Source organism: Serratia sp. LACPHL-BACT-2024-00286, from assembly GCF_043109535.1.
Classification (GTDB): domain Bacteria; phylum Pseudomonadota; class Gammaproteobacteria; order Enterobacterales; family Enterobacteriaceae; genus Serratia; species Serratia sarumanii.
On sequence record NZ_JBICNA010000013.1, the window covers coordinates 1 to 23,522 of the forward strand.

The 23,522-nt window shown below is 62.5% G+C and carries 17 protein-coding genes, 1 tRNA gene and 2 rRNA genes; 14 read left to right on the forward strand and 6 right to left on the reverse strand.

Annotated elements, in window-relative coordinates:
- The first annotated feature begins 41 nt into the window (after positions 1-41).
- From rrf (ACF8MC_RS24525) to aceK, 7 genes are all read left to right on the forward strand, one after another.
- Positions 42-157: ribosomal RNA gene (gene rrf, locus ACF8MC_RS24525) — 5S ribosomal RNA — on the forward strand.
- Positions 158-171: 14 nt separating this feature from the next.
- Positions 172-247 (forward strand) — tRNA-Thr (locus tag ACF8MC_RS24530).
- A gap of 45 nt (positions 248-292) precedes the next feature.
- Positions 293-408 (forward strand): 5S ribosomal RNA (gene rrf / locus ACF8MC_RS24535).
- A 200-nt stretch (positions 409-608) separates the two neighbouring features.
- Positions 609-1,538, forward strand: a complete 930-nt coding sequence (gene metA, locus ACF8MC_RS24540) for a homoserine O-succinyltransferase (protein ID WP_164105734.1) — start codon at positions 609-611, stop codon at positions 1,536-1,538.
- Between the two features lie 374 nt (positions 1,539-1,912).
- On the forward strand, positions 1,913-3,511 hold the full coding sequence (gene aceB, locus ACF8MC_RS24545; protein WP_041036926.1) for a malate synthase A: 1,599 nt from the start codon (positions 1,913-1,915) through the stop codon (positions 3,509-3,511).
- A 41-nt stretch (positions 3,512-3,552) separates the two neighbouring features.
- Positions 3,553-4,860 carry an isocitrate lyase gene (gene aceA / locus ACF8MC_RS24550; RefSeq protein ID WP_004936630.1) on the forward strand — a complete coding sequence of 436 codons (1,308 nt, stop codon included), beginning with the start codon at positions 3,553-3,555 and terminating at the stop codon, positions 4,858-4,860.
- Positions 4,861-4,929: 69 nt separating this feature from the next.
- Positions 4,930-6,684 carry a bifunctional isocitrate dehydrogenase kinase/phosphatase gene (gene aceK / locus ACF8MC_RS24555; RefSeq protein ID WP_033649688.1) on the forward strand — a complete coding sequence of 585 codons (1,755 nt, stop codon included), beginning with the start codon at positions 4,930-4,932 and terminating at the stop codon, positions 6,682-6,684.
- Between the two features lies 1 nt (position 6,685).
- On the opposite strand, the gene ACF8MC_RS24560 is transcribed toward aceK, so the two are convergent.
- The 5 genes from ACF8MC_RS24560 to iclR form a co-directional block, all read right to left on the reverse strand.
- Positions 6,686-7,327 carry a bifunctional 4-hydroxy-2-oxoglutarate aldolase/2-dehydro-3-deoxy-phosphogluconate aldolase gene (locus tag ACF8MC_RS24560; RefSeq protein WP_033649689.1) on the reverse strand — a complete coding sequence of 214 codons (642 nt, stop codon included), beginning with the start codon at positions 7,325-7,327 and terminating at the stop codon, positions 6,686-6,688.
- Positions 7,328-7,381: 54 nt separating this feature from the next.
- Positions 7,382-9,196, reverse strand: coding sequence for a phosphogluconate dehydratase (gene edd, locus ACF8MC_RS24565; RefSeq protein WP_041036924.1), 1,815 nt, complete (start codon positions 9,194-9,196; stop codon positions 7,382-7,384).
- A 98-nt stretch (positions 9,197-9,294) separates the two neighbouring features.
- On the reverse strand, positions 9,295-10,632 hold the full coding sequence (gene gntU / locus ACF8MC_RS24570; RefSeq protein WP_164105732.1) for a gluconate transporter: 1,338 nt from the start codon (positions 10,630-10,632) through the stop codon (positions 9,295-9,297).
- Positions 10,629-11,168 (reverse strand): gluconokinase, encoded by a 540-nt coding sequence (gntK, locus tag ACF8MC_RS24575; RefSeq protein WP_015379252.1) that lies wholly within the window; start codon positions 11,166-11,168, stop codon positions 10,629-10,631. The genes gntU and gntK overlap by 4 nt, the downstream gene beginning before the upstream one ends.
- A gap of 253 nt (positions 11,169-11,421) precedes the next feature.
- The gene (iclR, locus tag ACF8MC_RS24580) at positions 11,422-12,252 is read right to left on the reverse strand and encodes a glyoxylate bypass operon transcriptional repressor IclR (RefSeq protein WP_004936648.1); all 831 of its coding nucleotides are present in this window, start codon (positions 12,250-12,252) and stop codon (positions 11,422-11,424) included.
- A gap of 196 nt (positions 12,253-12,448) precedes the next feature.
- Here iclR and metH point away from each other — a divergent pair, with 196 nt between their 5' ends.
- Entirely contained in the window at positions 12,449-16,144 is a 3,696-nt protein-coding gene (gene metH, locus ACF8MC_RS24585; RefSeq protein WP_126192377.1) for a methionine synthase, read from the forward strand.
- Positions 16,145-16,181: 37 nt separating this feature from the next.
- Here the strand turns inward: metH and ACF8MC_RS24590 are convergent, their stop codons facing one another.
- A complete protein-coding gene (locus ACF8MC_RS24590; RefSeq protein WP_085286604.1) occupies positions 16,182-16,892 on the reverse strand; it encodes a UTRA domain-containing protein in 711 nt (236 codons plus the stop codon).
- Positions 16,893-17,085: 193 nt separating this feature from the next.
- On the opposite strand from ACF8MC_RS24590, the gene ACF8MC_RS24595 reads away from it, so the two are divergent.
- The 6 genes from ACF8MC_RS24595 to ACF8MC_RS24620 all read left to right on the forward strand — a co-directional run bounded on the left by ACF8MC_RS24595 (position 17,086) and on the right by ACF8MC_RS24620 (position 23,500).
- Positions 17,086-18,147: an ABC transporter substrate-binding protein gene (locus ACF8MC_RS24595; RefSeq protein WP_033636231.1), complete on the forward strand. Its 1,062-nt coding sequence runs from the start codon at positions 17,086-17,088 to the stop codon at positions 18,145-18,147.
- A gap of 11 nt (positions 18,148-18,158) precedes the next feature.
- Complete coding sequence (locus ACF8MC_RS24600) at positions 18,159-18,968, forward strand: alkaline phosphatase family protein (protein WP_164105728.1); 810 nt, start codon at positions 18,159-18,161, stop codon at positions 18,966-18,968.
- Positions 18,965-19,810, forward strand: a complete 846-nt coding sequence (locus ACF8MC_RS24605) for an ABC transporter permease subunit (protein WP_033649696.1) — start codon at positions 18,965-18,967, stop codon at positions 19,808-19,810. Before ACF8MC_RS24600 ends, ACF8MC_RS24605 begins: the two co-directional genes overlap by 4 nt.
- A gap of 17 nt (positions 19,811-19,827) precedes the next feature.
- Complete coding sequence (locus tag ACF8MC_RS24610; RefSeq protein ID WP_164105726.1) at positions 19,828-20,613, forward strand: ABC transporter permease; 786 nt, start codon at positions 19,828-19,830, stop codon at positions 20,611-20,613.
- A 4-nt stretch (positions 20,614-20,617) separates the two neighbouring features.
- Positions 20,618-21,610, forward strand: a complete 993-nt coding sequence (locus ACF8MC_RS24615) for an ABC transporter ATP-binding protein (RefSeq protein WP_164105724.1) — start codon at positions 20,618-20,620, stop codon at positions 21,608-21,610.
- Between the two features lie 240 nt (positions 21,611-21,850).
- Positions 21,851-23,500 carry a Na/Pi cotransporter family protein gene (locus ACF8MC_RS24620; protein ID WP_033636226.1) on the forward strand — a complete coding sequence of 550 codons (1,650 nt, stop codon included), beginning with the start codon at positions 21,851-21,853 and terminating at the stop codon, positions 23,498-23,500.
- Positions 23,501-23,522 lie beyond the last annotated feature (22 nt).

The window sequence follows — 23,522 nt, forward strand, 5'->3', positions numbered from 1 at the left end:
GGCGACACGAGAGTGAAGCGGTTGGAATGAAACAGAATTTGCCTGGCGGCAATAGCGCGGTGGTCCCACCTGACCCCATGCCGAACTCAGAAGTGAAACGCCGTAGCGCCGATGGTAGTGTGGGGTCTCCCCATGCGAGAGTAGGACACTGCCAGGCATCAAATTAAGCGTGCTGATATGGCTCAGTTGGTAGAGCGCACCCTTGGTAAGGGTGAGGTCCCCAGTTCGACTCTGGGTATCAGCACCACTTTATTTAAAGTGGGTTTAGAAGTTCGGCAGAAAAAAGAATTTGCTTGGCGGCAATAGCGCGGTGGTCCCACCTGACCCCATGCCGAACTCAGAAGTGAAACGCCGTAGCGCCGATGGTAGTGTGGGGTCTCCCCATGCGAGAGTAGGACACTGCCAAGCATCAAATAAGCCAAGAGGCCATCCGAAAGGATGGCCTTTTTGCTTTTCAGTCCTTTTACTCTCTCTACTCATATCTTGGCGCAGATCGCGCAATGAAACATTTTCACCTTTCCGCTGAATGCTCGACAGCGACGGAAAAAAACGCTATCTTCGGGCATCTAGAAGTCTAAACGTATAAATGGATGTGTGAGGGTTAAGCAATGCCGATTCGTGTTCCTGATGAGTTACCTGCGGTCAATTTCTTGCGCGGTGAGAATGTCTTCGTGATGACATCCTCGCGGGCAAAAACACAGGAAATCAGGCCACTGAAAGTGCTGATCCTCAACCTGATGCCAAAGAAGATCGAAACGGAAAACCAGTTTCTGCGCCTGTTGTCCAACTCGCCGCTGCAGATTGATATCCAGCTGCTGCGTATCGACAGCCGCGAATCGAAGAACACGCCGGCCGAGCATCTGAATAACTTCTACTGCGACTTCGAGGATATCCAGAACGAGAACTTCGATGGTCTGATCGTCACCGGCGCGCCGCTGGGGCTGGTCGATTTCTGCGATGTTGCCTATTGGCCACAGATCGAGCGCGTGATCGACTGGGCCAAGCACCACGTTACCTCCACGCTGTTCGTGTGCTGGGCGGTACAGGCGGCGTTGAATATTCTGTATGGCATTCCCAAGATGACGCGCGAAGTGAAGCTCTCCGGCGTTTACCCGCACCAAACGCTACAGCAGCATGCGTTGCTGACGCGCGGCTTCGACGAAAGTTTCCTGGCGCCGCATTCACGCTATGCCGATTTCCCGACCGAGGTGATTCGCCAATATACCGACCTGGATATTCTGGCCGAATCCGAACAGGCGGGCGCCTACCTGTTCGCCAGCAGGGATAAGCGCCTGGCGTTCGTCACCGGCCATCCGGAGTATGATGCGCTGACCCTGGCGGGGGAGTATTGTCGCGACTACGAAGCTGGCCTCGATCCCGCCGTTCCGCTCAACTACTTCCCGGATGACAACCCCGCACTGACACCGAAAGCCACCTGGCGCAGCCATGGCCATCTGCTGTTTTCCAACTGGCTCAACTATTACGTCTACCAGATCACGCCGTACGATCTGCGTCATATGAACCCGACGCTCGACTGATCTTTTCTGCCTGCCGGCGGCTGAATCGAGGCCGCCGCTCCGTTGATCCTCTGCAAGCTCCTCTTTTTATCCGACACTTATCCAATAAATTCTTTGTTCAACAAGGCGTTATCGCGTCCTTATCAAATTACTGGAAGCGATTTCCTTACCTGTCATTATTGTTATTTTATCTAACCAATTGATAATAAAGTGTTAATAAAATATTTAATAATAAAATGGAAATGGTTTTTGATTTTTATTTTTTGTTGAGTATTCTTAGAGCTATCGGGATGAGATCTGACCAGTTGAGGATCGTTTCATCCGCCCTGATCCACAGTGATTTCTGATGAAAATGCGCCGGTCGCGCGGGCGCAACGATGGGAAGGAGCAAGGTCATGACGCAACAGATAGCAGGCACGGAGTTAAGGTTTACGCAGGGTTTCGCCGCAGCGGAGCGCCAGGTGTTGACCGATGAAGCGGTTGAATTCCTGGCGGAACTGGTGGGGAAATTCACGCCGCGGCGCAACGAGCTGCTGGCGGCGCGTGTCCGCTGGCAGCAAAATATCGATCGCGGCGAACTGCCGGGGTTTGTTTCGGAAACCACTTCCATTCGTGAAGGTGACTGGCAGATCCGCGGCATTCCGCAAGATCTGCGTGACCGCCGGGTCGAGATCACCGGGCCGGTCGAGCGCAAGATGGTGATCAATGCGCTTAACGCCAACGTAAAAGTGTTTATGGCGGACTTCGAAGACTCGCTGGCGCCAAGCTGGGACAAAGTCATCGACGGCCAAATCAACCTGCACGATGCGGTTAACGGCACCATTTCCTACACCAATGAAGCCGGCAAAATCTACCAGCTGAAACCGAACCCGGCGGTATTGATCGCTCGCGTGCGCGGCCTGCATCTGCCGGAGAAGCACGTACTGTGGCGTGATGAAGCCATTCCCGGCGGCCTGTTCGATTTCGCGCTGTACTTCTACCACAACTATCGCCAACTGTTGGCCAAGGGCAGCGGCCCGTATTTCTACCTGCCGAAAACCCAGTCTTGGGAAGAAGCGGCCTGGTGGAGCGATGTCTTCAGCTTTACCGAGGATCGTTTCGATCTGCCGCGCGGCACCATCAAAGCGACCGTGCTGATCGAAACCCTGCCGGCGGTGTTCCAGATGGACGAAATCCTCTACCACCTGCGCGATCACATCGTGGGTCTGAACTGCGGCCGCTGGGATTACATCTTCAGCTACATCAAAACGCTGAAGAATCACGGCGATCGCGTGCTGCCGGATCGTCAGTCGGTGACCATGGAGAAACCTTTCCTCAGCGCCTATTCGCGCCTGCTGATCAAAACCTGTCATAAGCGCGGCGCGTTCGCCATGGGCGGCATGGCGGCGTTTATCCCGAGCAAAGACGCCGAGAAAAACGCCTGGGTGCTGAACAAGGTGCGGGCGGACAAAGAGCTGGAGGCCAGCAACGGCCACGACGGCACCTGGGTGGCGCACCCGGGGCTGGCGGACACGGTGATGGAAGTGTTCGGCAAAGCGCTGGGCGATCGCCAAAACCAGCTGGAGGTGCTGCGTGAGCAAGACGCGCCGATCAGCGCCGCACAGCTGCTGGAACCGTGCGATGGCGAGCGTACCGAAGCGGGGATGCGCGCCAATATCCGCGTGGCGGTGCAGTACATCGAAGCCTGGATCTCCGGCAACGGCTGCGTGCCGATTTACGGTTTGATGGAAGATGCGGCCACGGCGGAAATCTCCCGTACGTCTATCTGGCAGTGGATCCACCACGAGAAGAGCCTGAGCGACGGGCGCCCGGTCACCAAGGCGCTGTTCCGCCAGATGCTGCAAGAAGAGATGTTGGTGGTGCGTGAAGAAGTGGGGGAAGCGCGCTTTAACGCCGGCCGGTACGAAGAGGCGGCGCGCCTGATGGAGCGCATCACCACGCAAGATGAGTTAATCGATTTCCTGACGCTGCCCGGCTATGAGCTGCTGGCCTGAATTTTCCCAATCAACCCTACACGACTGAAAGGATAAAAATTATGTCTACCTCTCGCTCTCAACAGATCCAGCAGCTGGAACAGGAATGGAAATCGGCCCGTTGGGAAGGCATTACCCGCCCCTATAGCGCCGAAGACGTGATCAACCTGCGCGGTTCGGTCAACCCGGAATGCACTCTGGCGCAAAACGGTGCCGCCAAACTGTGGGCGTTGCTGAACGGCAAGGCGCGCAAAGGCTACGTGAACTGCCTGGGCGCGCTCACCGGCGGCCAGGCGCTGCAGCAGGCCAAGGCCGGCGTCGAGGCTATCTACCTGTCCGGTTGGCAGGTGGCGGCGGACGCCAACAGCGCGGCGGCCATGTACCCTGACCAGTCGCTGTATCCGGTGGACTCGGTGCCGAAGGTGGTCGAGCGCATCAACAATACCTTCCGCCGCGCCGATCAGATCCAATGGGCGAACCAGATTGAGCCGGGCAGCAAAGGCTATACCGATTACTTCCTGCCGATCGTCGCCGATGCGGAAGCCGGCTTCGGCGGCGTGCTGAACGCCTTCGAGCTGATGAAAGCGATGATCACCGCCGGCGCCGCCGGGGTGCACTTTGAAGATCAACTGGCGGCGGTGAAGAAATGCGGCCATATGGGCGGCAAAGTGCTGGTGCCGACGCAGGAAGCGATTCAGAAGCTGGTCGCCGCGCGCCTGGCGGCCGACGTGCTCGGCGTGCCGACGCTGGTGATCGCCCGCACCGACGCCGATGCGGCCGACCTGCTGACCTCCGATTGCGATCCGTATGACAGCGCCTTCGTCACCGGCGAGCGCACGGCGGAAGGCTTCTTCCGCACCCATGCCGGCGTCGAGCAGGCGATCAGCCGCGGCCTGGCTTATGCCCCTTACGCGGACATGGTGTGGTGCGAAACCTCTACGCCGGATCTGGATGCCGCTCAGCGCTTCGCCGACGCCATCCACGCCAAATACCCGGGCAAGCTGCTGGCCTACAACTGCTCGCCGTCGTTCAACTGGAAAAAGAACCTCGACGACCAGACCATCGCCCGCTTCCAGCAGGCGCTGTCGGACATGGGCTACAAGTATCAGTTCATTACGCTGGCGGGCATCCACAGCATGTGGTTCAACATGTTCGACCTGGCGCACGCCTATGCGCAGGGCGAGGGCATGAAACACTACGTCGAGAAGGTGCAGCAGGCGGAGTTCGCCGCGGTGGATCGCGGTTACACCTTCGCGTCGCACCAGCAAGAGGTGGGCACCGGCTACTTCGACAAGGTCACCACCATCATTCAGGGCGGCGCTTCTTCGGTCACCGCGCTGACCGGTTCGACGGAAGAACAGCAGTTCTGATGCGGCAAGCTTGAAGACGTTTCATCCGGAGCCTGCATGCGCAGGCTTCTTTTTCTGGCGGGGGTAAGGATGGCGGCAAAACTGGAGTTGTTGATCGCACAGACGATCCTGCAAGGCTTCGATGCGCAGTACGGCCGCTTTCTGGAAGTGACCGCCGGCGCGCAGCAGCGCTTCGAGCAGGCGGACTGGCCGGCGGTGCAGCGGGCGATGAAAAAGCGCATCCATCTGTATGACCATCACGTCGGCCTGGTGGTGGAGCAGCTCAAATGCATCACCGGGCAGAAATACTTCGACGCTGACTTCCCCAGCCGGGTCAAAGCAGTCTATATCGACCTGCTGCCGGACTACCCGCGCTTCGAGATCGCCGAAAGCTTCTTTAACTCGGTCTACTGCCGGCTGTTCAAGCACCGCGATCTGACGCCGGACAAGCTGTTCGTGTTCAGTTCGCAGCCGGAGCGGCGCTTTCGCGACATTCCGCGTCCGCTGGCGCGCGATTTCACCCCCAATGGCGATCTGCCGGCGATGCTGCGCAGCGTGCTGAGCGATCTGCCGCTGCGGCTGCCGTGGGAGGATTTGACGCGCGATATTCACTACATCACTCAGGCGCTGCAACGCGCCTTCAGCGCACAGCAGTTGGCGGGGGCAACCTTCCAGATCGCCAACGAACTGTTCTATCGCAACAAGGCCGCCTGGCTGGTCGGCAAGCTGCGTCTGGCCGACGGCGTTTATCCGTTCTTGCTGCCTATCCACCACAGCGAGTCGGGCGCGCTGTTTATCGACGCCTGCCTGACCGGTAAGGCCGAGGCCAGCATCGTCTTCGGCTTCGCCCGATCTTATTTTATGGTCTATGCGCCGCTGCCGGCGGCGATGGTGGAGTGGCTGCGCGAGATCCTGCCGGGCAAAACCACCGCCGAGCTGTACATGGCGATCGGCTGCCAGAAGCACGGCAAAACCGAATGCTATCGCGAATACCTGACCTTTATGGCGCAGTCGCAGGAGCAGTTCATTATCGCGCCGGGGGTGAAGGGCATGGTGATGCTGGTGTTCACCCTGCCATCCTTCGATCGGGTGTTTAAAGTGATTAAAGACGAATTCGCCCCGCAAAAAGAGGTGACGCAGGCACAGGTGATGGCCTGCTATCAGCTGGTGAAAGAGCATGACCGCGTCGGGCGCATGGCGGATACCCAGGAGTACGAGAATTTCGTCGTCGACAAGGCGCGCCTCAGCCCGGCGCTGTTGGCGGAGCTGCAGCGTGAAGTGCCGGGCAAGCTGGAAGATCTCGGCGATCGCATCGTGATCAAACATCTGTATATGGAACGGCGCATGACGCCGCTGAACCTGTATCTGGAGCAGGCCAACGACCAGCAGATGCGCGATGCGATCGAAGAGTACGGCAATGCCATCAAGCAGCTGGCCGCCGCCAATATCTTCCCCGGCGACATGCTGTTCAAGAACTTCGGCGTGACGCGCCACGGGCGGGTGGTGTTCTACGACTACGACGAAATTTGCTACATGACCGAGGTCAACTTCCGCGACATTCCGCCGCCGCGCTATCCGGAGGACGAGCTGGCCAGCGAGCCGTGGTACAGCATCGCGCCCAACGACGTGTTCCCGGAGGAGTTCCGCCACTTCCTGTGCGGCGATCGGCGCATTCGGCAGGTGTTTGAAGAATTGCACAGCGATCTGTTTACCGCGGAGTATTGGCGCGGGTTACAGCAGCGCATCCGCGAGGGGCACGTGGAAGACGTGTTCGCTTACCGCAAGAAGCAGCGGTTCAGCCAGCGCAGCGGGGCGGCGCTGCCGGCCGCCACCGCTGCGATGTAAATCAGGCCTGGGCGCCCGCGACGGCGGCGCGCGCCAGTTCGGTGATGCGCGCGTAGTCGCCGCTTTCCAGCGCGTCCGCCGGCACCAGCCAGGAGCCGCCGATGCACAGCACGCTTTTCAGCGCCAGATAGCTGCGGTAGTTGTCCGGCGAGATGCCGCCGGTCGGGCAGAAGCGCACCTGCGGGAACGGGCCGCCGATCGCCTGCAGCGCTTTTACGCCGCCGTTGGCTTCCGCCGGGAAGAATTTAAACTCGCGCAGGCCGTAATCCATGCCCAGCATCAGTTCGGAAACGGTGCTGATGCCCGGAATAAGCGGAATGGACCCGGCGGTGGCCGCCTTGAGCAGCTCGTCGGTCAGCCCCGGGCTGATGGCGAACTGCGCGCCGGCCTCGGTCACTTCACGCAGCTGCTGCGGATTGATCACGGTACCGGCGCCGATGATCGCTTCCGGCACTTCTTGGGCGATGGCGCGAATGGCGTCCATGGCGCAGGCGGTGCGCAGCGTCACTTCCAACACCCGCACGCCGCCGGCGACCAGCGCTTTCGCCAACGGCACCGCATGTTCCAGCTTGTTGATCACGATCACCGGCACCACCGGCCCCGCCGTCAGGATCTGCTCGGCGCTTGTTTTCCACTTGTTCATGATGACGTTCTCCTTTGTGGCCACCGCCAGGCGGCGATGCGGCCAGGCTATCGATTAAAATGTGATGCAGCAGGCGCCCTGCTCGGCGCCGGACAGCTGGCTGCGCAGTGCGCCGAACAGCTCGCGGCCGCAGCCGATGTGTTCTGCGCTCAGATCGGGTTGGCACGGCGTGCGCTGGGCCAGTTCGTCGGCGTCGACCAGCACCTGCAGCTCGCCGCTGCGGCCGTTGACGCGGATCGGATCGCCGTCGCGCACTTTCGCCAGCAGGCCGCCGGTATAGGCTTCCGGGGTGACGTGGATGGCGGAAGGCACCTTGCCGGAGGCGCCTGACAGGCGGCCGTCGGTCACCAGCGCCACTTTGAAGCCGCGATCCATCAGCACGCCCAGCGGCGGCATCAGTTTGTGCAGCTCCGGCATGCCGTTGGCCTGCGGCCCCTGGAAGCGCACTACCACCACGCAATCGCGATCCAGCTTGCCGGCTTCAAACGCCGGCACGATGTCGTGCTGGCTGTCGAACACCACCGCCGGCGCTTCGATGATCTGGTTGTCGGCGGGCACCGCCGAGGTTTTCATCACCGCGCGCCCCAGATTGCCGGCCATCACTTTGGTGCCGCCGTGATGCTCAAACGGCTGAGCGACGCTGGCGATTACGCTGGCGTCGAGCGAACCGGCTACGCCTTCGCGCCACACCAACTGGCCATTATCCAGCCACGGTTCCTGGGTGTAGCGGTGCAGGCCGAAACCGGCCACGGTGTGCACGTCTTCGTGCAGCAGCCCGTGTTGCAACAGCTCACGCACCACCAGCGGCACGCCGCCGGCGGCCTGGAACTGGTTGATGTCGGCCGGGCCGTTCGGGTAGATGCGACACAGCAGCGGTACCGCCTCCGACAGCTCCGAGAAATCGTCCCAGGTGATGATGATGCCCGCTGCGCGCGCCATCGCCACCAGATGCATGGTCAGGTTGGTGGAGCCGCCGGTGGCCAGCAGCGAGACGATGCCGTTCACCACCACTTTCTCGTCCACCAGGCGGCCGATCGGCAGGTAGTTGCCGGCGGTGTCGGTCAGTCGCGTCACCTGGCGCGCAGCGGCGTCGTTCAGCGCGTCGCGCAGCGGCGTATCCGGATGCACGAAAGAGGCGCCCGGCAGGTGCAGGCCCATCACTTCCATCACCATCTGGTTGGTGTTGGCGGTGCCGTAGAAGGTGCAGGTGCCGATGCCGTGATAGGAGGCGGCCTCGGCTTCCAGCAGCGCCAGACGATCGGCCTTGCCCTCGGCGTACAGCTGGCGCACGCGCACCTTTTCCTTGTTCGGCAGGCCGCTGCTCATCGGGCCGGCCGGCACGAACAGCGCGGGCAGGTGGCCGAAGGAGAGGGCGGCCATCACCAGCCCCGGCACGATCTTGTCGCAGATGCCGAGGAACAGCGCGCCGTCGAACATGTTATGCGACAGTCCGACGGCGGCCGACATGGCGATCACGTCGCGGCTCATCAGCGACAGTTCCATGCCGTCCTGCCCCTGCGTCACGCCGTCGCACATCGCCGGCACGCCGCCGGCCACCTGGCCCACGGCGCCCACCGCCTTCAGCGCCTGCTTCAGCCGCTGCGGGTAGTGTTCGTACGGCTGGTGGGCCGACAGCATGTCGTTGTAGGCGGTGATGATGGCGATATCGCTGCGCACCATGTTTTTCAGCGCCGTCTTGTCATCGGGCTGACAGGCGGCGAAGCCGTGGGCCAGGTTGCCGCAGGCCAGCTGCGCGCGGTGGACGGTTTGGGAACGGGCCGCCTCGATGCGCGCCAGATAGGCGGCGCGGCTGGCCTGGGAACGGTGGATGATGCGCTGCGTGACACGGGACAAGGTTGGGTTAATCATGCCTTCCTCACATTGCTGTTGTTATAGTCGCCGCCTGTGGCGGTGCCCCCGGGGATGATTTGCAGCCCTGGTGTGCAAGGCCGGGGGCGATTTAGGATTTAAAACATCGTGAATGCAATCATGCCGATAGCGCCGCCGACGCTGCCCAGAATCGTTTCCATCACCGTCCAGGTTTTCAGCGTTTGCAGTTCGTTGGCGCCGGTGAATTTGCCGAACAGCCAGAAACCGGCGTCGTTGACGTGGCTCAGCACGATGGAGCCGCCGGCGATGCAGATAGCCAGCGCGGCCAGCTGCCCGCCGTTCAGCCCGAGCTGGCTGGTGACCGGCAGCACCAGGCCGACGGTGGTCAGACAGGCGACGGTGGCCGAGCCCTGAATCACCCGCACCATGGCGGAGAGCGCAAAGGCGGCCACGGCGATCGGCAGGCCGGCGCCGATCATCGCGTCACCCAGCGCCGGCCCTACGCCGGAATCCACCAGGATCTGTTTGAACACCCCGCCGGCGCCGGTCATTAGCAGGATGATCCCGGCCGGTTGCACCGCGGCGGAGCAGATGGCCAGCGTCTGTTCGTTGCTCATGCCGCGCGGCTTCGCCAGGCCGTAAATCACGATCAGGCAGGCCAGCAGAATGGCGGTGAACGGGTGGCCGATAAACTCCAGCCACTGCTGCAGCTGCGAGCCGGGGGTGACCAGCCGCGCGCCGATGGTCTTCATGCCGACCAGCACCAGCGGGCACAGCACCAGCGCCAGGCTGAAGCCGAACGACGGCAAATTGCCCTTGGTCAGCGTCGGCTCGTTCTCTTCCGGCGGCATCGACCAGTTGACGAAGCGGCTGATAAAGCTGCCGTACAGCGGGCCGGCGATCAGCATGCCGATCACCGCCGCCACCAGGCCGATGGCGATCATCCAGCCGAAGTCGGCCTTCATCTGCGAAGCCAGCAGCATCGGCACCGGCCCCGGCAGCAGGAAGGACGCCGCGGCGGCCACGCCGGCGAACAGCGGAATGGCCAGCTTGACGATATTGCCGTCGGTGCGGCGCGCCACGGCGAACACGATGCCGATCAGCAGCACCACCGCCACGTCGAAGAACAGCGGCAGCGCGCAGATCAGGCCGGCGATGCCGAGCGCGTAGTGCGCCTTGCTTTGTCCGAATCGTTTCAGCAATTGCGCCGCAATTTGATCGAGCGCGCCGACCTCATGCAGGATCTTGCCGAACATCGCCCCGAGCGCCACCACGATCGCCAGGAAGCCCAGCGTGTCGCCCATGCCTTTTTGCATGGTGTCGGCAATATGGTCCAGCGGCATGCCGGAGAAGATGCCGGCGGCGATGGATACCAGCATCAGCGCGACGAAGGCGTGCATGCGCGCCTTCATCACCAGGAATAACAGCAGTAAAACCGAGCCGACTGCGGTACCGACCAGCGTTACGGTACTCACGCGCACACGTCCTGCGGCAGGAAGCTCTGGATATGGCGCACAGTATCGGCGATCACCGCGTCCAGCGGCTGGTTGATGTCGATCGCCATCACGTCGTTCTCGTCGGCGCCCGGCTGCTCCAGCGCGGCGAACTGGGTGACCAGCATCTGCGGTTTGAAGAAGTGACCGTTACGCGCCGCCAGGCGGGATTCGATCACCGGGAACTCGCCGTGCAGGTAGATGAACGACAGGTTGCCGTTGCCGGCGCGCAGGCGGTCGCGATACTGCTTTTTCAGCGCCGAGCAGACGATGATCGACACGCTGTTGGTGCGCTGCATGGCGAAGGCGGCGTCGTTGAGCGCGGCCAGCCACGGGGCGCGATCGTCGTCGTTCAACGCTTCGCCGGCGGCCATCTTCAGTATGTTGCTGCGCGGATGCAGGAAGTCGCCGTCGAGGAAGCCGGCGGAGAGTTGGCGGGCCGCGGCGGCGGCGACGGCGGACTTGCCGCTGCCGGAAACGCCCATAACGACGTAAATGCGATTTTGATTGTTGGTCATGGCTTGGCTCCAAAACACCGGGTGACGTTACCTTCGTTCAGTTTGATTGTTACCGGTAACATGTTATCGGTAACATTGTCGAAGGAAGTTTGAGCGGTTGCAATGGGCTTTCGCCGTGAGGATCGTTAACTGTGATCGGCTTCAAGCTTTTTTCCCGTGTGCTACACAGGATGCCGACAGCCTGTTACATGCTGACAACAGAGCAAGGAATCAGGAGAGAGGGCGCGCAGGGGCGCCCCTCGGAGGGGTGGGATCAGCGCACGCCGCCGTAGGCCAGGCTGATCTCTTTGGCCGCGTGGATCACCAGCGCCCCCAGCTCGATCACGCGATCGTCGGTGATGCGCGACACCGGGCCGGAGATGGAGATGGCGGCGAAGGCTTCGCGGTGCTCGTCGAAGATGCAGGCCGCCACGCAGCGCAGGCCGAGCGCGTGCTCTTCGTCGTCAAAGGAGAAGCCCTGTTTGCGGATCTGCGCCAGCCCCTCTTTCAGGTTGTGCGGCGTCAGGGTGTGCGGCGTGTAGGTGTGCATGCCTTTCTTGTGCAGCAGTTTGGTCACCTGATCGTCCGGCAGGGTGGCGAGGAACGCCTTGCCGGCGCCGGAGGCGTGCATCGGCAGTTTGCCGCCGATCGGCGCCGACATGCGCATCAGCGCCGTACACTGCACCTGATCGATGATGATCGCCTGGTACTCGCTGGTATCCAGCACCGCCAGGTTGACGGTTTCGCCGGACTCTTCCATCAGGCGGCGCAGCGTCGGGTGCACCATCGCCAGCAGGTTGCGGCTTTGCAGGAAGCTGCTGCCGACCACAAAGGCGTGCGAGCCGATGGTCCACAGGCCGAGATCGCCGACCTGGCGCACGAATCCCTGCTGCTGCATGGTGGTGAGCAGGCGGTGAGTGGTGGAGTTCGGCAGGCCGGCCTGCTGGGCCAGATCGGTCAGCGCCACGTTGCCCTGGGCTTCCGAAATGTACTCCAACAGCTTCAGGCCACGGGTCAACGATTGTACCTGGCCGGTCGCCGCACTGGCGGCCGGGGCTGCTGCGCGGGGCTTCTTGCCGCGTTTGGCGGGAGCAGGGGTGGCCATGGGTAAGATTCCTTTTTCCGTATGATGGAATTCATTTTCGTTTTTTGTCGATGAATTGCAAGTCGCCGTCAGCTCATCGGAGGTGTTGGCGCACAACCTGAAAAACTCTCAATTGTCGTCTGGCCCTTTGTCCTTACAAGCTGTGCTAGGATGACTCGTTGGTTTTTGCGGCAGTTGAGCAATGGGCTGGATGGCAATGGAAGGGGTTACAGTGACGAATCGAGTAGAACAACTGCGCCGCCAGTTAGCGCAGCGCATTTTGGTGTTGGACGGCGGCATGGGCACCATGATCCAGAGCTATCGTCTGGATGAGCGCGATTTCCGCGGTGAGCGTTTCGCCGACTGGCGCAGCGATCTGAAAGGCAATAACGATCTGCTGGTGCTGACCAAGCCGGAAGTGATCGCCGCCATTCATTACGCCTATCTCGAGGCGGGCGCCGATATCCTTGAAACCAATACCTTCAACTCCACCTCCATCGCCATGGCCGACTACCACATGGAGTCGCTGTCCGCCGAGATTAATTATCAGGCCGCCTGCCTGGCGCGCACCTGCGCCGACGAATGGACGGCGCGCACGCCGGAAAAACCGCGCTACGTCGCCGGGGTGTTGGGGCCGACCAACCGCACCGCGTCCATCTCGCCGAACGTCAACGATCCGGCGTTCCGCAACATCTCGTTCGACGAGCTGGTGACGGCTTACCGCGAATCGACCCGTGCGCTGGTGGAGGGCGGCGTCGATCTGATCATGATCGAAACCATCTTCGACACCCTGAATGCCAAGGCCGCCGCCTTTGCGGTGGAAACCGAATTCGAAGCGCTGGGGGTGGAACTGCCGATCATGATTTCCGGCACCATCACCGACGCCTCTGGCCGCACCCTGTCCGGCCAAACCACCGAAGCGTTTTACAATTCGCTGCGCCACGTCAAGCCGCTGACCTTCGGCCTGAACTGCGCCCTGGGCCCGGACGAACTGCGTCAGTACGTCGCCGAGCTGGCGCGCATCTCGGAGACCTACGTCACCGCGCACCCGAACGCCGGTTTGCCGAACGCCTTCGGCGAGTACGATCTGGATGCGGCCGAGATGGCGCGCCAGGTCGGGGAGTGGGCGCAGGCCGGCTTTCTCAATATCATCGGCGGCTGCTGCGGCACCACGCCGGAACATATCGCCGCGATGGCCAAGGCGGTCGAGGGCGTGCCGCCGCGCCGGCTGCCGGAGATCCCGGTCGCCTGCCGCCTGGCGGGCCTGGAGCCGCTGACCATCGATGCCAACACCCTGTTCGTCAACGTCGGCGAGCGCACCAACGTCACCGGTTCGGCGCGATTCAAACGGCTGATCAAAGAAGAGAAATACAACGAGGCGCTCGACGTGGCGCGCCAGCAGGTCGAGAGCGGCGCGCAGATCATCGACATCAACATGGACGAGGGGATGCTCGACGCCGAAGCGGCGATGGTGCGCTTCCTCAACCTGATCGCCGGCGAGCCGGATATCGCCCGGGTGCCGATCATGATCGACTCCTCCAAGTGGTCGGTAATCGAAAAAGGCCTGAAATGCATCCAGGGCAAGGGCATCGTCAACTCGATCTCGATGAAGGAGGGCGAAGAGGCCTTTATCCACCACGCCAAACTGGTGCGCCGGTATGGCGCCGCGGTGGTGGTGATGGCGTTCGACGAAGTGGGGCAGGCGGACACCCGCGAGCGCAAGTTCGAGATCTGCCGCCGCGCCTATAACATTCTGACCGAGCGCGTCGGCTTCCCGCCGGAAGACATCATTTTCGACCCGAACATTTTCGCCGTCGCTACCGGTATCGAAGAGCACAACAACTACGCCGTCGACTTTATCGAAGCCTGTGCCGACATCAAAACCCACCTGCCGCACGCGATGATCTCCGGCGGCGTGTCCAACGTGTCGTTCTCGTTCCGCGGCAACGATCCGGTGCGTGAAGCGATCCACGCGGTGTTCCTGTATCACGCCATTCGCAACGGCATGGACATGGGCATCGTCAACGCCGGGCAACTGGCGATTTATGACGATTTAAGCGCCGAGCTGCGCGACGCGGTGGAGGACGTGATCCTCAACCGTCGCGAGGACGGCACCGAACGCCTGCTGGAGCTGGCGGAAAAGTACCGTGGCAGCAAAGATAATGACGTGGCGGTGCAGCAGGCGGAGTGGCGCGGCTGGCCGGTGGAGAAACGGCTGGAGTATTCGCTGGTGAAGGGCATCACCGAATTTATCGAGCTGGACACCGAAGAAGCGCGGCAGCAGGCCGAACGCCCGATCGAAGTGATCGAAGGGCCGCTGATGGCGGGGATGAACGTGGTCGGCGATCTGTTCGGCGAGGGCAAGATGTTCCTGCCGCAGGTGGTGAAATCCGCCCGCGTGATGAAGCAGGCGGTGGCCTACCTGGAACCCTACATCGAGGCCAGCAAGCAGCAGGGCACCTCCGCGGGCAAAATCCTGTTGGCGACGGTGAAGGGCGACGTGCACGACATCGGCAAGAACATCGTCGGCGTGGTACTGCAGTGTAACAACTATGAAATCGTCGATCTGGGCGTGATGGTGCCGACGGAGAAAATCCTGCGCACCGCGCGCGAGGAGAACGTCGATATCATCGGCCTGTCGGGGCTGATCACGCCATCGCTGGACGAGATGGTCAACGTGGCCAAAGAGATGGAGCGCCAGGGCTTTACGCTGCCGCTGCTGATCGGCGGCGCCACCACCTCCAAGGCGCACACCGCGGTGAAGATCGAACAAAACTACAGCGGCCCGACCACCTACGTGCAGAATGCTTCGCGCACCGTGGGCGTGGTGTCGGCGCTGCTGTCCGCCACCCAGCGCGACGAGTTTGTGGCGCGCACCCGCAAAGAGTATGAAACGGTGCGCATTCAGCATGCGCGCAAAAAGCCGCGCACGCCGCCGGTCGATTTGCAGAAGGCGCGCGCCAACGCCATGGCGCTGGACTGGGCCGATTATCAGCCGCCTGTGCCGCGGCAGCTCGGCGTGTTCCCGGTGGCGGCCGGCATCGAGACGCTGCGCCACTATATCGACTGGACGCCGTTCTTCATGACCTGGTCGCTGGCGGGCAAATACCCGCGCATCCTGGAAGACGAGGTGGTGGGGGAAGAGGCCAAGCGCCTGTTCCACGACGCCAATCAGATGCTGGATCGGCTGGCCGCCGAGCGCAGCCTCAACCCGCGCGGCGTTTACGGTCTGTTCCCGGCCAACCGCGTCGGCGACGACGTGGAGGTGTACCGCGACGAACGGCGTGACGAGGTGCTGGCGGTGAGCCGCCATCTGCGCCAGCAGACGGAAAAAACCGACTTCCCGAACTACTGCCTGGCGGACTTTGTGGCGCCGAAAAGCAGCGGCAAGGCCGACTACTTCGGCGCCTTCGCGGTGACCGGCGGGCTGGAGGAGGACGCGCTGGCGGCGGCGTACGACGCGCAGCACGACGATTACAACAAAATCATGGTCAAGGCGCTGGCGGATCGCCTAGCGGAGGCCTTCGCCGAATACCTGCATGAGCAGGTGCGCAAGCTGCACTGGGGCTATGCCGCCGACGAGAGCCTGAGCAACGAAGAGCTGATCCGCGAAAACTATCAGGGCATCCGGCCGGCGCCGGGCTACCCGGCCTGCCCGGAACACACCGAAAAAGCGACCATCTGGCAGCTGCTGGACGTCAACCGCCACACCGGCATGGAGCTGACGGAGTCCTTCGCCATGTGGCCGGGGGCGGCGGTGTCCGGCTGGTACTTCAGCCATCCTGAAAGCAAGTACTTCGCGGTGGCGCAGATCCAGCGCGATCAGGTGGAAGACTACGCGGCGCGTAAAGGGATGAGCGTGAGCGAGGTCGAACGCTGGCTGGCGCCTAACCTCGGCTACGACGCCGACTGATTTCCTCTTTAAGGGCGCAGCGATGCGTCCTTGTCATTTACTGCGCTTCCACGTCGATGTGCAGCGCATCGTAACGCCAATACTCCAGATCGCAATCGATCACCCGGTCGTGCTGATCGCGGTTCACCCGCGTAATGAACAGCGCCGGGCTGCCGTAGGTCACCTTCAGCATGGCGGCGGCCTGCTGCGGCAGCAGGGTGGGCAGCATGTCGAAACGCACCCGGCCGTAGTGAATGCCGTAGCGCGCGGCGTACAGCGCGGTCAGCGACTGGGTCAGATCTTCGTCCAGTATGCCGGGGAAGTAGGCCGGATTGAGGTAGTGCTCGCAGTACAGCACCGCGCGCCCGTCGATGTAGCGCAGCCGGCGAATGCGATAGGCGTCGGCGCCGGGGGGCAGCGCCAGGCGGCCGGCCAGCGGCGCGTCGAGCGTGACTACCGCGCTGTCGATCGCCTCGGTATGGGCGGCGCGCCCCTGTTGCTGCGCCATGGCGTGAAAATGGCTGCGCTGCAGCGGGTTGTAGATAAGACGCGGGGGCGAAATGAACCAGCCGCGCCGCACCTGGCGGTAGATGACCCCCTGCGCCTCCAACTGGCCGAGCGCCTCCTGCAAGGTAATGCGGGTGGTGGCGAACTGTTCGCTCAGGGCGCGTTCGGAGGGCAGCTTGCCGCCCACGGCGAACTCGCCTGCGGCGATGCGCGCGTTCAGCGTTTGGCAGATGGTGGCTACGGTCGTCGGTGCTTCACTCATACAGCGGGTGTCCCGTTTCAGTGCGTTTGGCCTCCCTTAAGGTAGACCAGCGTCGCGTTTTCGCCGTTGCAATGGGTGATAAAACCGTCGCTTTTTTAAGCTGACATATAATTATCACATTCGTCCGTTAGATTGGTTTGGTCCTTGCTGGACTAGTCCAGCCCTCCCCACACTACCACCTGGAGCATCAGTTATGAAACGTTTGTGCGCTTCTGTGTTAACCAGTGCCATCGTGTTATCCAGCCAGATGAGCTGGGCCGCGGATACCGATCTGGCGGCGCTGGAGCAGGCCGCGAAGAAAGAAGGCGAAGTCAACAGCGTCGGCATGCCGGACAGCTGGGCCAACTGGAAAGGCACCTGGCAAGATCTGTTGAGCAAATATGGCCTGAAGCATGTCGATACCGACATGAGCTCCGCGCAGGAGATCGCCAAATTCGATGCGGAAAAGAACAACGCCACGGCGGACATCGGTGACGTCGGCGCGGCCTTCGGCCCGGTGGCGGTGCAGAAGGGCGTAACGCAGCCGTACAAACCCTCTACCTGGGAGCAGGTGCCGGAGTGGGCGAAAGACAAAGACGGCCACTGGGCGCTGGCTTACACCGGCACCATCGCCTTCATCATCAATAAACAGCAGGTGAAAGACATTCCGCACAGCTGGGCCGATCTGCTGAAGGGCAGCTATCAGGTCACCATCGGCGACGTCGGCACCGCGTCGCAGGCGGCCAGCGGCGTGCTGGCGGCCACCTACGCCATGGGCGGCAACGAGAAAAACCTCAAGCCGGGCCTGGAATTCTTCGGCAAGCTGGCCAAGGCCGGCCGTCTGAGCCTGAGCAATCCGGTGATCGCATCGCTGGAGAAAGGGGAAGTGCAGGTTGGCGTGGTGTGGGACTTCAACGGCCTGAACTACCGCGATCAGATCGACAAAACCCGTTTTGAAGTGCTGATCCCGTCGGACGGCTCGATCACCTCCGGCTACACCACCATCATCAACAAATACGCCAAGCACCCGAACGCCGCCAAGCTGGCGCGCGAATACATCTTCTCCGACGCCGGCCAGATCAACTTGGCGCGCGGCTATGCGCGCCCGATCCGCGCCGAGCATCTGACGCTGCCGGACGACGTCAAGGCCAAGCTGCTGCCGGCCGAGCAGTACAAGAACGCGCACCCGATCGCCGATCCGGCGGCCTGGGAACAGAGCGCCAAAGCGCTGCCGCGTCTGTGGCAGGAAAACGTCATTATGTTTATGCAGCAGTGAGTTAACGCACCATGAAAACGATCCTCGTGCTGCTGGACGGCCTCAACTACCGGGTGGCGCACGACGCCATGGGCTATCTGCAGGCCGAATGCGCGGCGGGACGCGGACGGTTGTACCTGTTGGAGAGCGAGCTGCCCTCGCTCTCTCGGCCGCTGTATGAATGCATCCTCACCGGCGTCACGCCGGTGGAGAGCGGCGTGGTGCACAACCACGTCTCGCGCCTTTCTCATCAACAAAGCGTGTTTCATTACGCACGCGCCGCCGGGTTGACCACCGCCGCCGCCGCGTATCATTGGTTCAGCGAATTGTATAACCGCACGCCGTTCGACGCCGCGCGCGACCGCCATACCGACGCCCCCGAGCTGCCGATCCAGCACGGGCATTTCTATTACGACGACGGCTATCCCGACAGCCATCTGTTCGACGACGCCGAAAGCCTGCGCCTGCGGCATCAGCCGGATTTCCTGCTGATCCATCCGATGAACATCGACGACGCCGGGCACCGCTTCGGCCTCTCTTCGCCGCAGTACCGCAACGCGGCGCGGCGCGCCGACGGCTCGCTGTCGCGCTATCTGCCCGAGTGGCTGGCGGCCGGTTATCAGGTGCTGGTCACCGCCGATCACGGCATGAACGACGATCGCAGCCACGGCGGCGTGTTGCCGGAAGAGCGCCAGGTGCCGCTGTTCGTGTTCGGCTCGGGCTTCAGCCAGGACGATGCCGATCCGCAGCAAACCGAGCTGTGCGGCACGATTTGCGATCTGCTGCAGGCGCCGCACGACAAGCCGCGTTGCCGGGCGCTGCTGGTGCAGGATGCGCGATGAACGGCAAAACCAAATGGATCGCCGCGCTGTGCCTGTTGCCGTTTATCGTGCTGTTCGGCGCGTTTCAGATCGCCCCGCTGGTGTGGATCGCCGTTCACAGCTTTTTCAGCGAGACCGGCGGCTGGGGATGGGGCAACTATGTCGATATCCTCACCTCGCCGTTCTACCTGCAGGCCTTTCAGTTCTCGCTGGAGATCTCGCTGTGGTCGAGTGTCTACGGCTTGTTGATTGCGTTAGTGGGCAGTTACTCGCTGCGCCAGCTCGGCCAGACCCGATTTCATGACTTCGTGATGTCGTTCACCAACATGACCAGCAATTTCGCCGGGGTGCCGCTGGCGTTCGCCTTCGTCATCCTGCTGGGGCTGAACGGTTGCCTGACGCTGCTGCTGCGCAAATACGGTCTGATGGAGAGTTTCAACCTCTATTCGAAGAGCGGCCTGATCGTGCTGTATACCTACTTCCAGATCCCGCTGGGGGTGCTGTTGCTGTATCCGGCGTTCGACGCGCTGCGCGCCGACTGGCGCGAGTCGGCGGCGCTGCTCGGCGCCGGCCCCTGGCGCTACTGGCGGCATATCGGCCTGCCGGTGCTGGCGCCGGCGCTGATGGGCACCTTCGTCATCCTGCTGGCCAACGCGCTGGGCGCCTACGCCACGGTGTACGCGCTGACCACCGGCAACTTCAACGTGATCCCGATCCGCATCTCGGCATTGGTGGCAGGGGATATCTCCCTCGATCCGAACCTGGCCAGCGCGCTGGCGATGCTGCTGGTGGTGATGATGGCGTTTATCACGGTGATCCACCAATGGATGCTGCGCAGGAGCTACCTCAATGCGCGCTCATAATCGGATGGAGAATGCTCATGTCGCGTGCTGAACGCATGTACCATCGCACGGTGACCGGCCTACTGCTGCTGATCCTGCTGCTGCCGCTGGCGGCGACGCTGATTTATGCGCTGGCCACCCAGTGGGGCGCCACCATTTTGCCGGACGGTTTGACCCTGAAGTGGCTGACGGCGCTGTGGAGCGACCCGCGCTTTTTGCAGGCGCTGTGGCACTCGCTGTTGATCTGCTTCGGCACGCTGCTGCTGTCGGTGGTGGTGATCCTGCCGGCGATGTTTGTGATCGCTTACTACTTTCCCAAGCTGGACGCGGTGATGAACGTGCTGATTCTGCTGCCGTTCGCCGTGCCGCCGGTGGTGTCGGCGGTGGGGCTGATGCAGCTGTTCGCCGCCGATCCGCTGCCGCTGCTCGGCACTCCGTGGATTTTGGTGGGCTGCTATTTCACCATCGCGCTGCCGTTTATCTACCGCGCCATCAGCAACAACATGCAGGCAATCAACCTGCGCGATCTGATGGACGCCGCGCACCTGCTCGGCGCCAGCACCTGGCAGGCGGCGCTGTGGGTGGTGTTGCCGAACCTGCGCAAGGGCGGAACGATCGCCGTGCTGCTGTCGTTCTCGTTCCTGATCGGCGAGTTCGTGTTCGCCAACCTGCTGGTGGGCAGCCAGTATGAAACGCTGCAGGTCTACCTGTACAACATGCGCAACGGCAGCGGGCACTTCACCAGCGCGCTGGTCATCTCCTATTTCGCCGTGGTGCTGCTCGTCACCTGGCTGGCGAACCTGCTGAATAAAAACAAGGGTTAACCTGATGGCTTATCTCAACGTCACCCGCCTGAACAAACACTATGGCCAGACCCAGGTGTTTCAGGATATCGATTTCACCGCCGAAGAGGGGGAGTTCGTCACCCTGCTGGGGCCGAGCGGCTGCGGCAAATCGACGCTGCTGCGCTGTCTGGCAGGCCTGACTCCGGTCGACAGCGGGCAAATCTTGTTGCAGGGTCAGGATCTGGTGCCGCTGGCGCCGCAAAAGCGCGGCATCGGCATGGTGTTCCAAAGCTATGCGCTGTTTCCCAATATGACGGTGGAAGGCAACGTGGCCTTCGGGCTGAAAATGCAGAAGCTGGCGGCCGGGCAGATCGGCCAGCGGGTGCAGGAGGTGCTGGCGCTGGTGGAGCTGAGCGAGCTGGCGAAGCGCTATCCGCATCAGCTGTCGGGCGGCCAGTGTCAGCGCGTGGCGCTGGCGCGATCGCTGGTCACCCGCCCGCGGCTGCTGCTGCTCGACGAACCGCTGTCGGCGCTGGACGCGCGCATCCGCAAACACCTGCGCGAGCAGATCCGGCGCATTCAACGCGAGCTGAACCTGACGGCGATCTTCGTCACCCACGATCAGGAAGAGGCGCTGACCTTGTCGGATCGCATCGTGCTGATGAACAAGGGGCAGATCGTGCAGAGCGGCGATGCGGAAACCCTGTATACCCAGCCGGCAGACGCCTTCGCCGCCGGGTTTATCGGCAACTATAACCTGCTGACCGCCGAACAGGCCGCCCAGCTGACCGGGCGCAGCTATGTCGGCAAGGTGGCGATCCGGCCCGAATCGATCGGCCTGTTGCCGGCCGGGCAGGGGATCGGCGGGGTGATCCTGGGCCACAGTTTGCTCGGGAATGTGGTACGCTATCGGATTCAGGTTCGCGGTGTAGAATTGCTGGTTGACGTGCTCAACCGGTCGGTGGCCGACCTGCGGCCCGACGGCGAGCAAATTGGGCTACACTTGGAACCTGTTGTATTGCGGGAAGTTGCATGACTTCGCAGCGCGGCGCCGGGGCCTTTCCGCCGCCGCATTAACCCTTCTCTTCTGCGGTCTGCCGCCCGCCCGCTGTCCTGCCAGACCTACGCCCGGCAGGCGGGACCGCGCGCTGTACCCGTCATCTTTTGGCCTACCGGCTGCGGCTAAGGCGAACAGAACCGTTCCGTCTTTCCGCACCGCCTGACAGGCATCGGGTACCAGCCTCCTTTGGCCGGGCGTTAATGGAGCGTATCTTCCGTGCTGACCCTTCTTCACCTGCTTTCCTCCGTGGCGCTGTTGGTGTGGGGCACCCACATCGTGCGCACCGGGATCATGCGGGTTTACGGCGCCAATCTGCGGCGCGTGTTGAGCGACAGCGTTGAGAAAAAACCGCTGGCGTTCGTTTCCGGCATCGGCGTGACCGCGCTGGTGCAGAGCAGCAACGCCACGGCGCTGCTGGTGACCTCTTTCGTCGCGCAGGGGCTGGTGGGGCTGGCGCCTGCGCTGGTGATCATGCTCGGCGCCGACGTCGGCACCGCGCTGATGGCGCGCGTGCTGACCTTCGATCTTTCCTGGCTGTCGCCGCTGCTGATCCTGATCGGCGTCTTCCTGTTCCTCAGCCGCAAGCAGATGCGGATCGGCCAGATCGGGCGCGTCCTGATCGGCCTTGGGCTGATCGTGCTGGCGCTGGAGCTGATCGTGGCCGCCGCCACGCCGATCACCCAGGCGGCCGGGGTGAAAGTGCTGTTCTCGTCGCTGACCGGCGACGTGATGCTGGACGCCCTGACCGGCGCGCTGTTCGCCATCGTCAGCTATTCCAGCCTGGCGGCGGTGCTGCTGACCGCCACCCTGACCGCATCCGGCGTGATCTCGCTGAAGGTGGCGCTTTGCCTGGTGATCGGCGCCAACCTCGGCAGCGGCCTGTTGGCGATGATCAACGCCAGCGGCCAGAACGCCGCCGGGCGGCGCGTGGCGCTCGGCAGCCTGCTGTTCAAGCTGGTGGGCTGTGTGCTGGTGCTGCCGTTCGTTTCCTATCTGGCGGATGTGATGGCTCAGCTGCCGGGCGGCAGCGAAGAGCTGGTGATCTACTTCCACGTGTTCTACAACCTGATCCGTTGTCTGGTGATGATCCCGCTGGCCGGGCCGATGGCGACGCTGTGCGAGCGGCTGATCGTCGACGTGGCGGCCGACGATCCGCGTATGCGTCCGCGCCATCTGGACGCCAGCGCGCTGGACACGCCGACGCTGGCGCTGGCCAATGCGGCGCGCGAAACGTTGCGCATGGGCGACGTGGTGGAACACATGATGATCCTGCAGCGCGAAGTGCTGCACGGCAAACAAGGCGTGGATAAAGAAGTGCGGCGCCTCGACGATGACGTCGACGTGCTGTACACCGCCATCAAGCTGTATCTGGCGCAGATCCAGAAGGAAGATCTGGGCGAGGAAGACTCGCGCCGCTGGGCGGAGATCATCGAAATGGCGCTTAACCTGGAACAGGCGGGCGACATCATCGAGCGCATGGCCGGCGACGTGGGCGCCAAGTCGCACGCCGCGCGTCGTGCCTTCTCGGCGGAAGGGTTGGCGGAGCTGGACGGGCTGCACGAACGGCTGATCGGCAACCTGCGTCTGGGGCTGTCGGTGTTCCTGTCCGGCGACGTCACCAGCGCCAAGCGCCTGCGCCGTTCCAAGCACCGCTTCCGCATTCTGGATCGCCGCTACGCGCACGCGCACGTCGATCGCTTGCATCAGCAAAACGTGCAGAGCATCGAGACCAGTTCGTTGCATTTGGGATTGTTGGGGGACATGAAGCGCCTGAACTCGCTGTTCTGCGCCGTGGCTTACAACGTGTTGGATCAGGATGCCAAGGACGACGATCGCGACTGGGAAGACACCCCGAGCACGCTGTAAAAAAAACGCCCCCGGTTTTCAT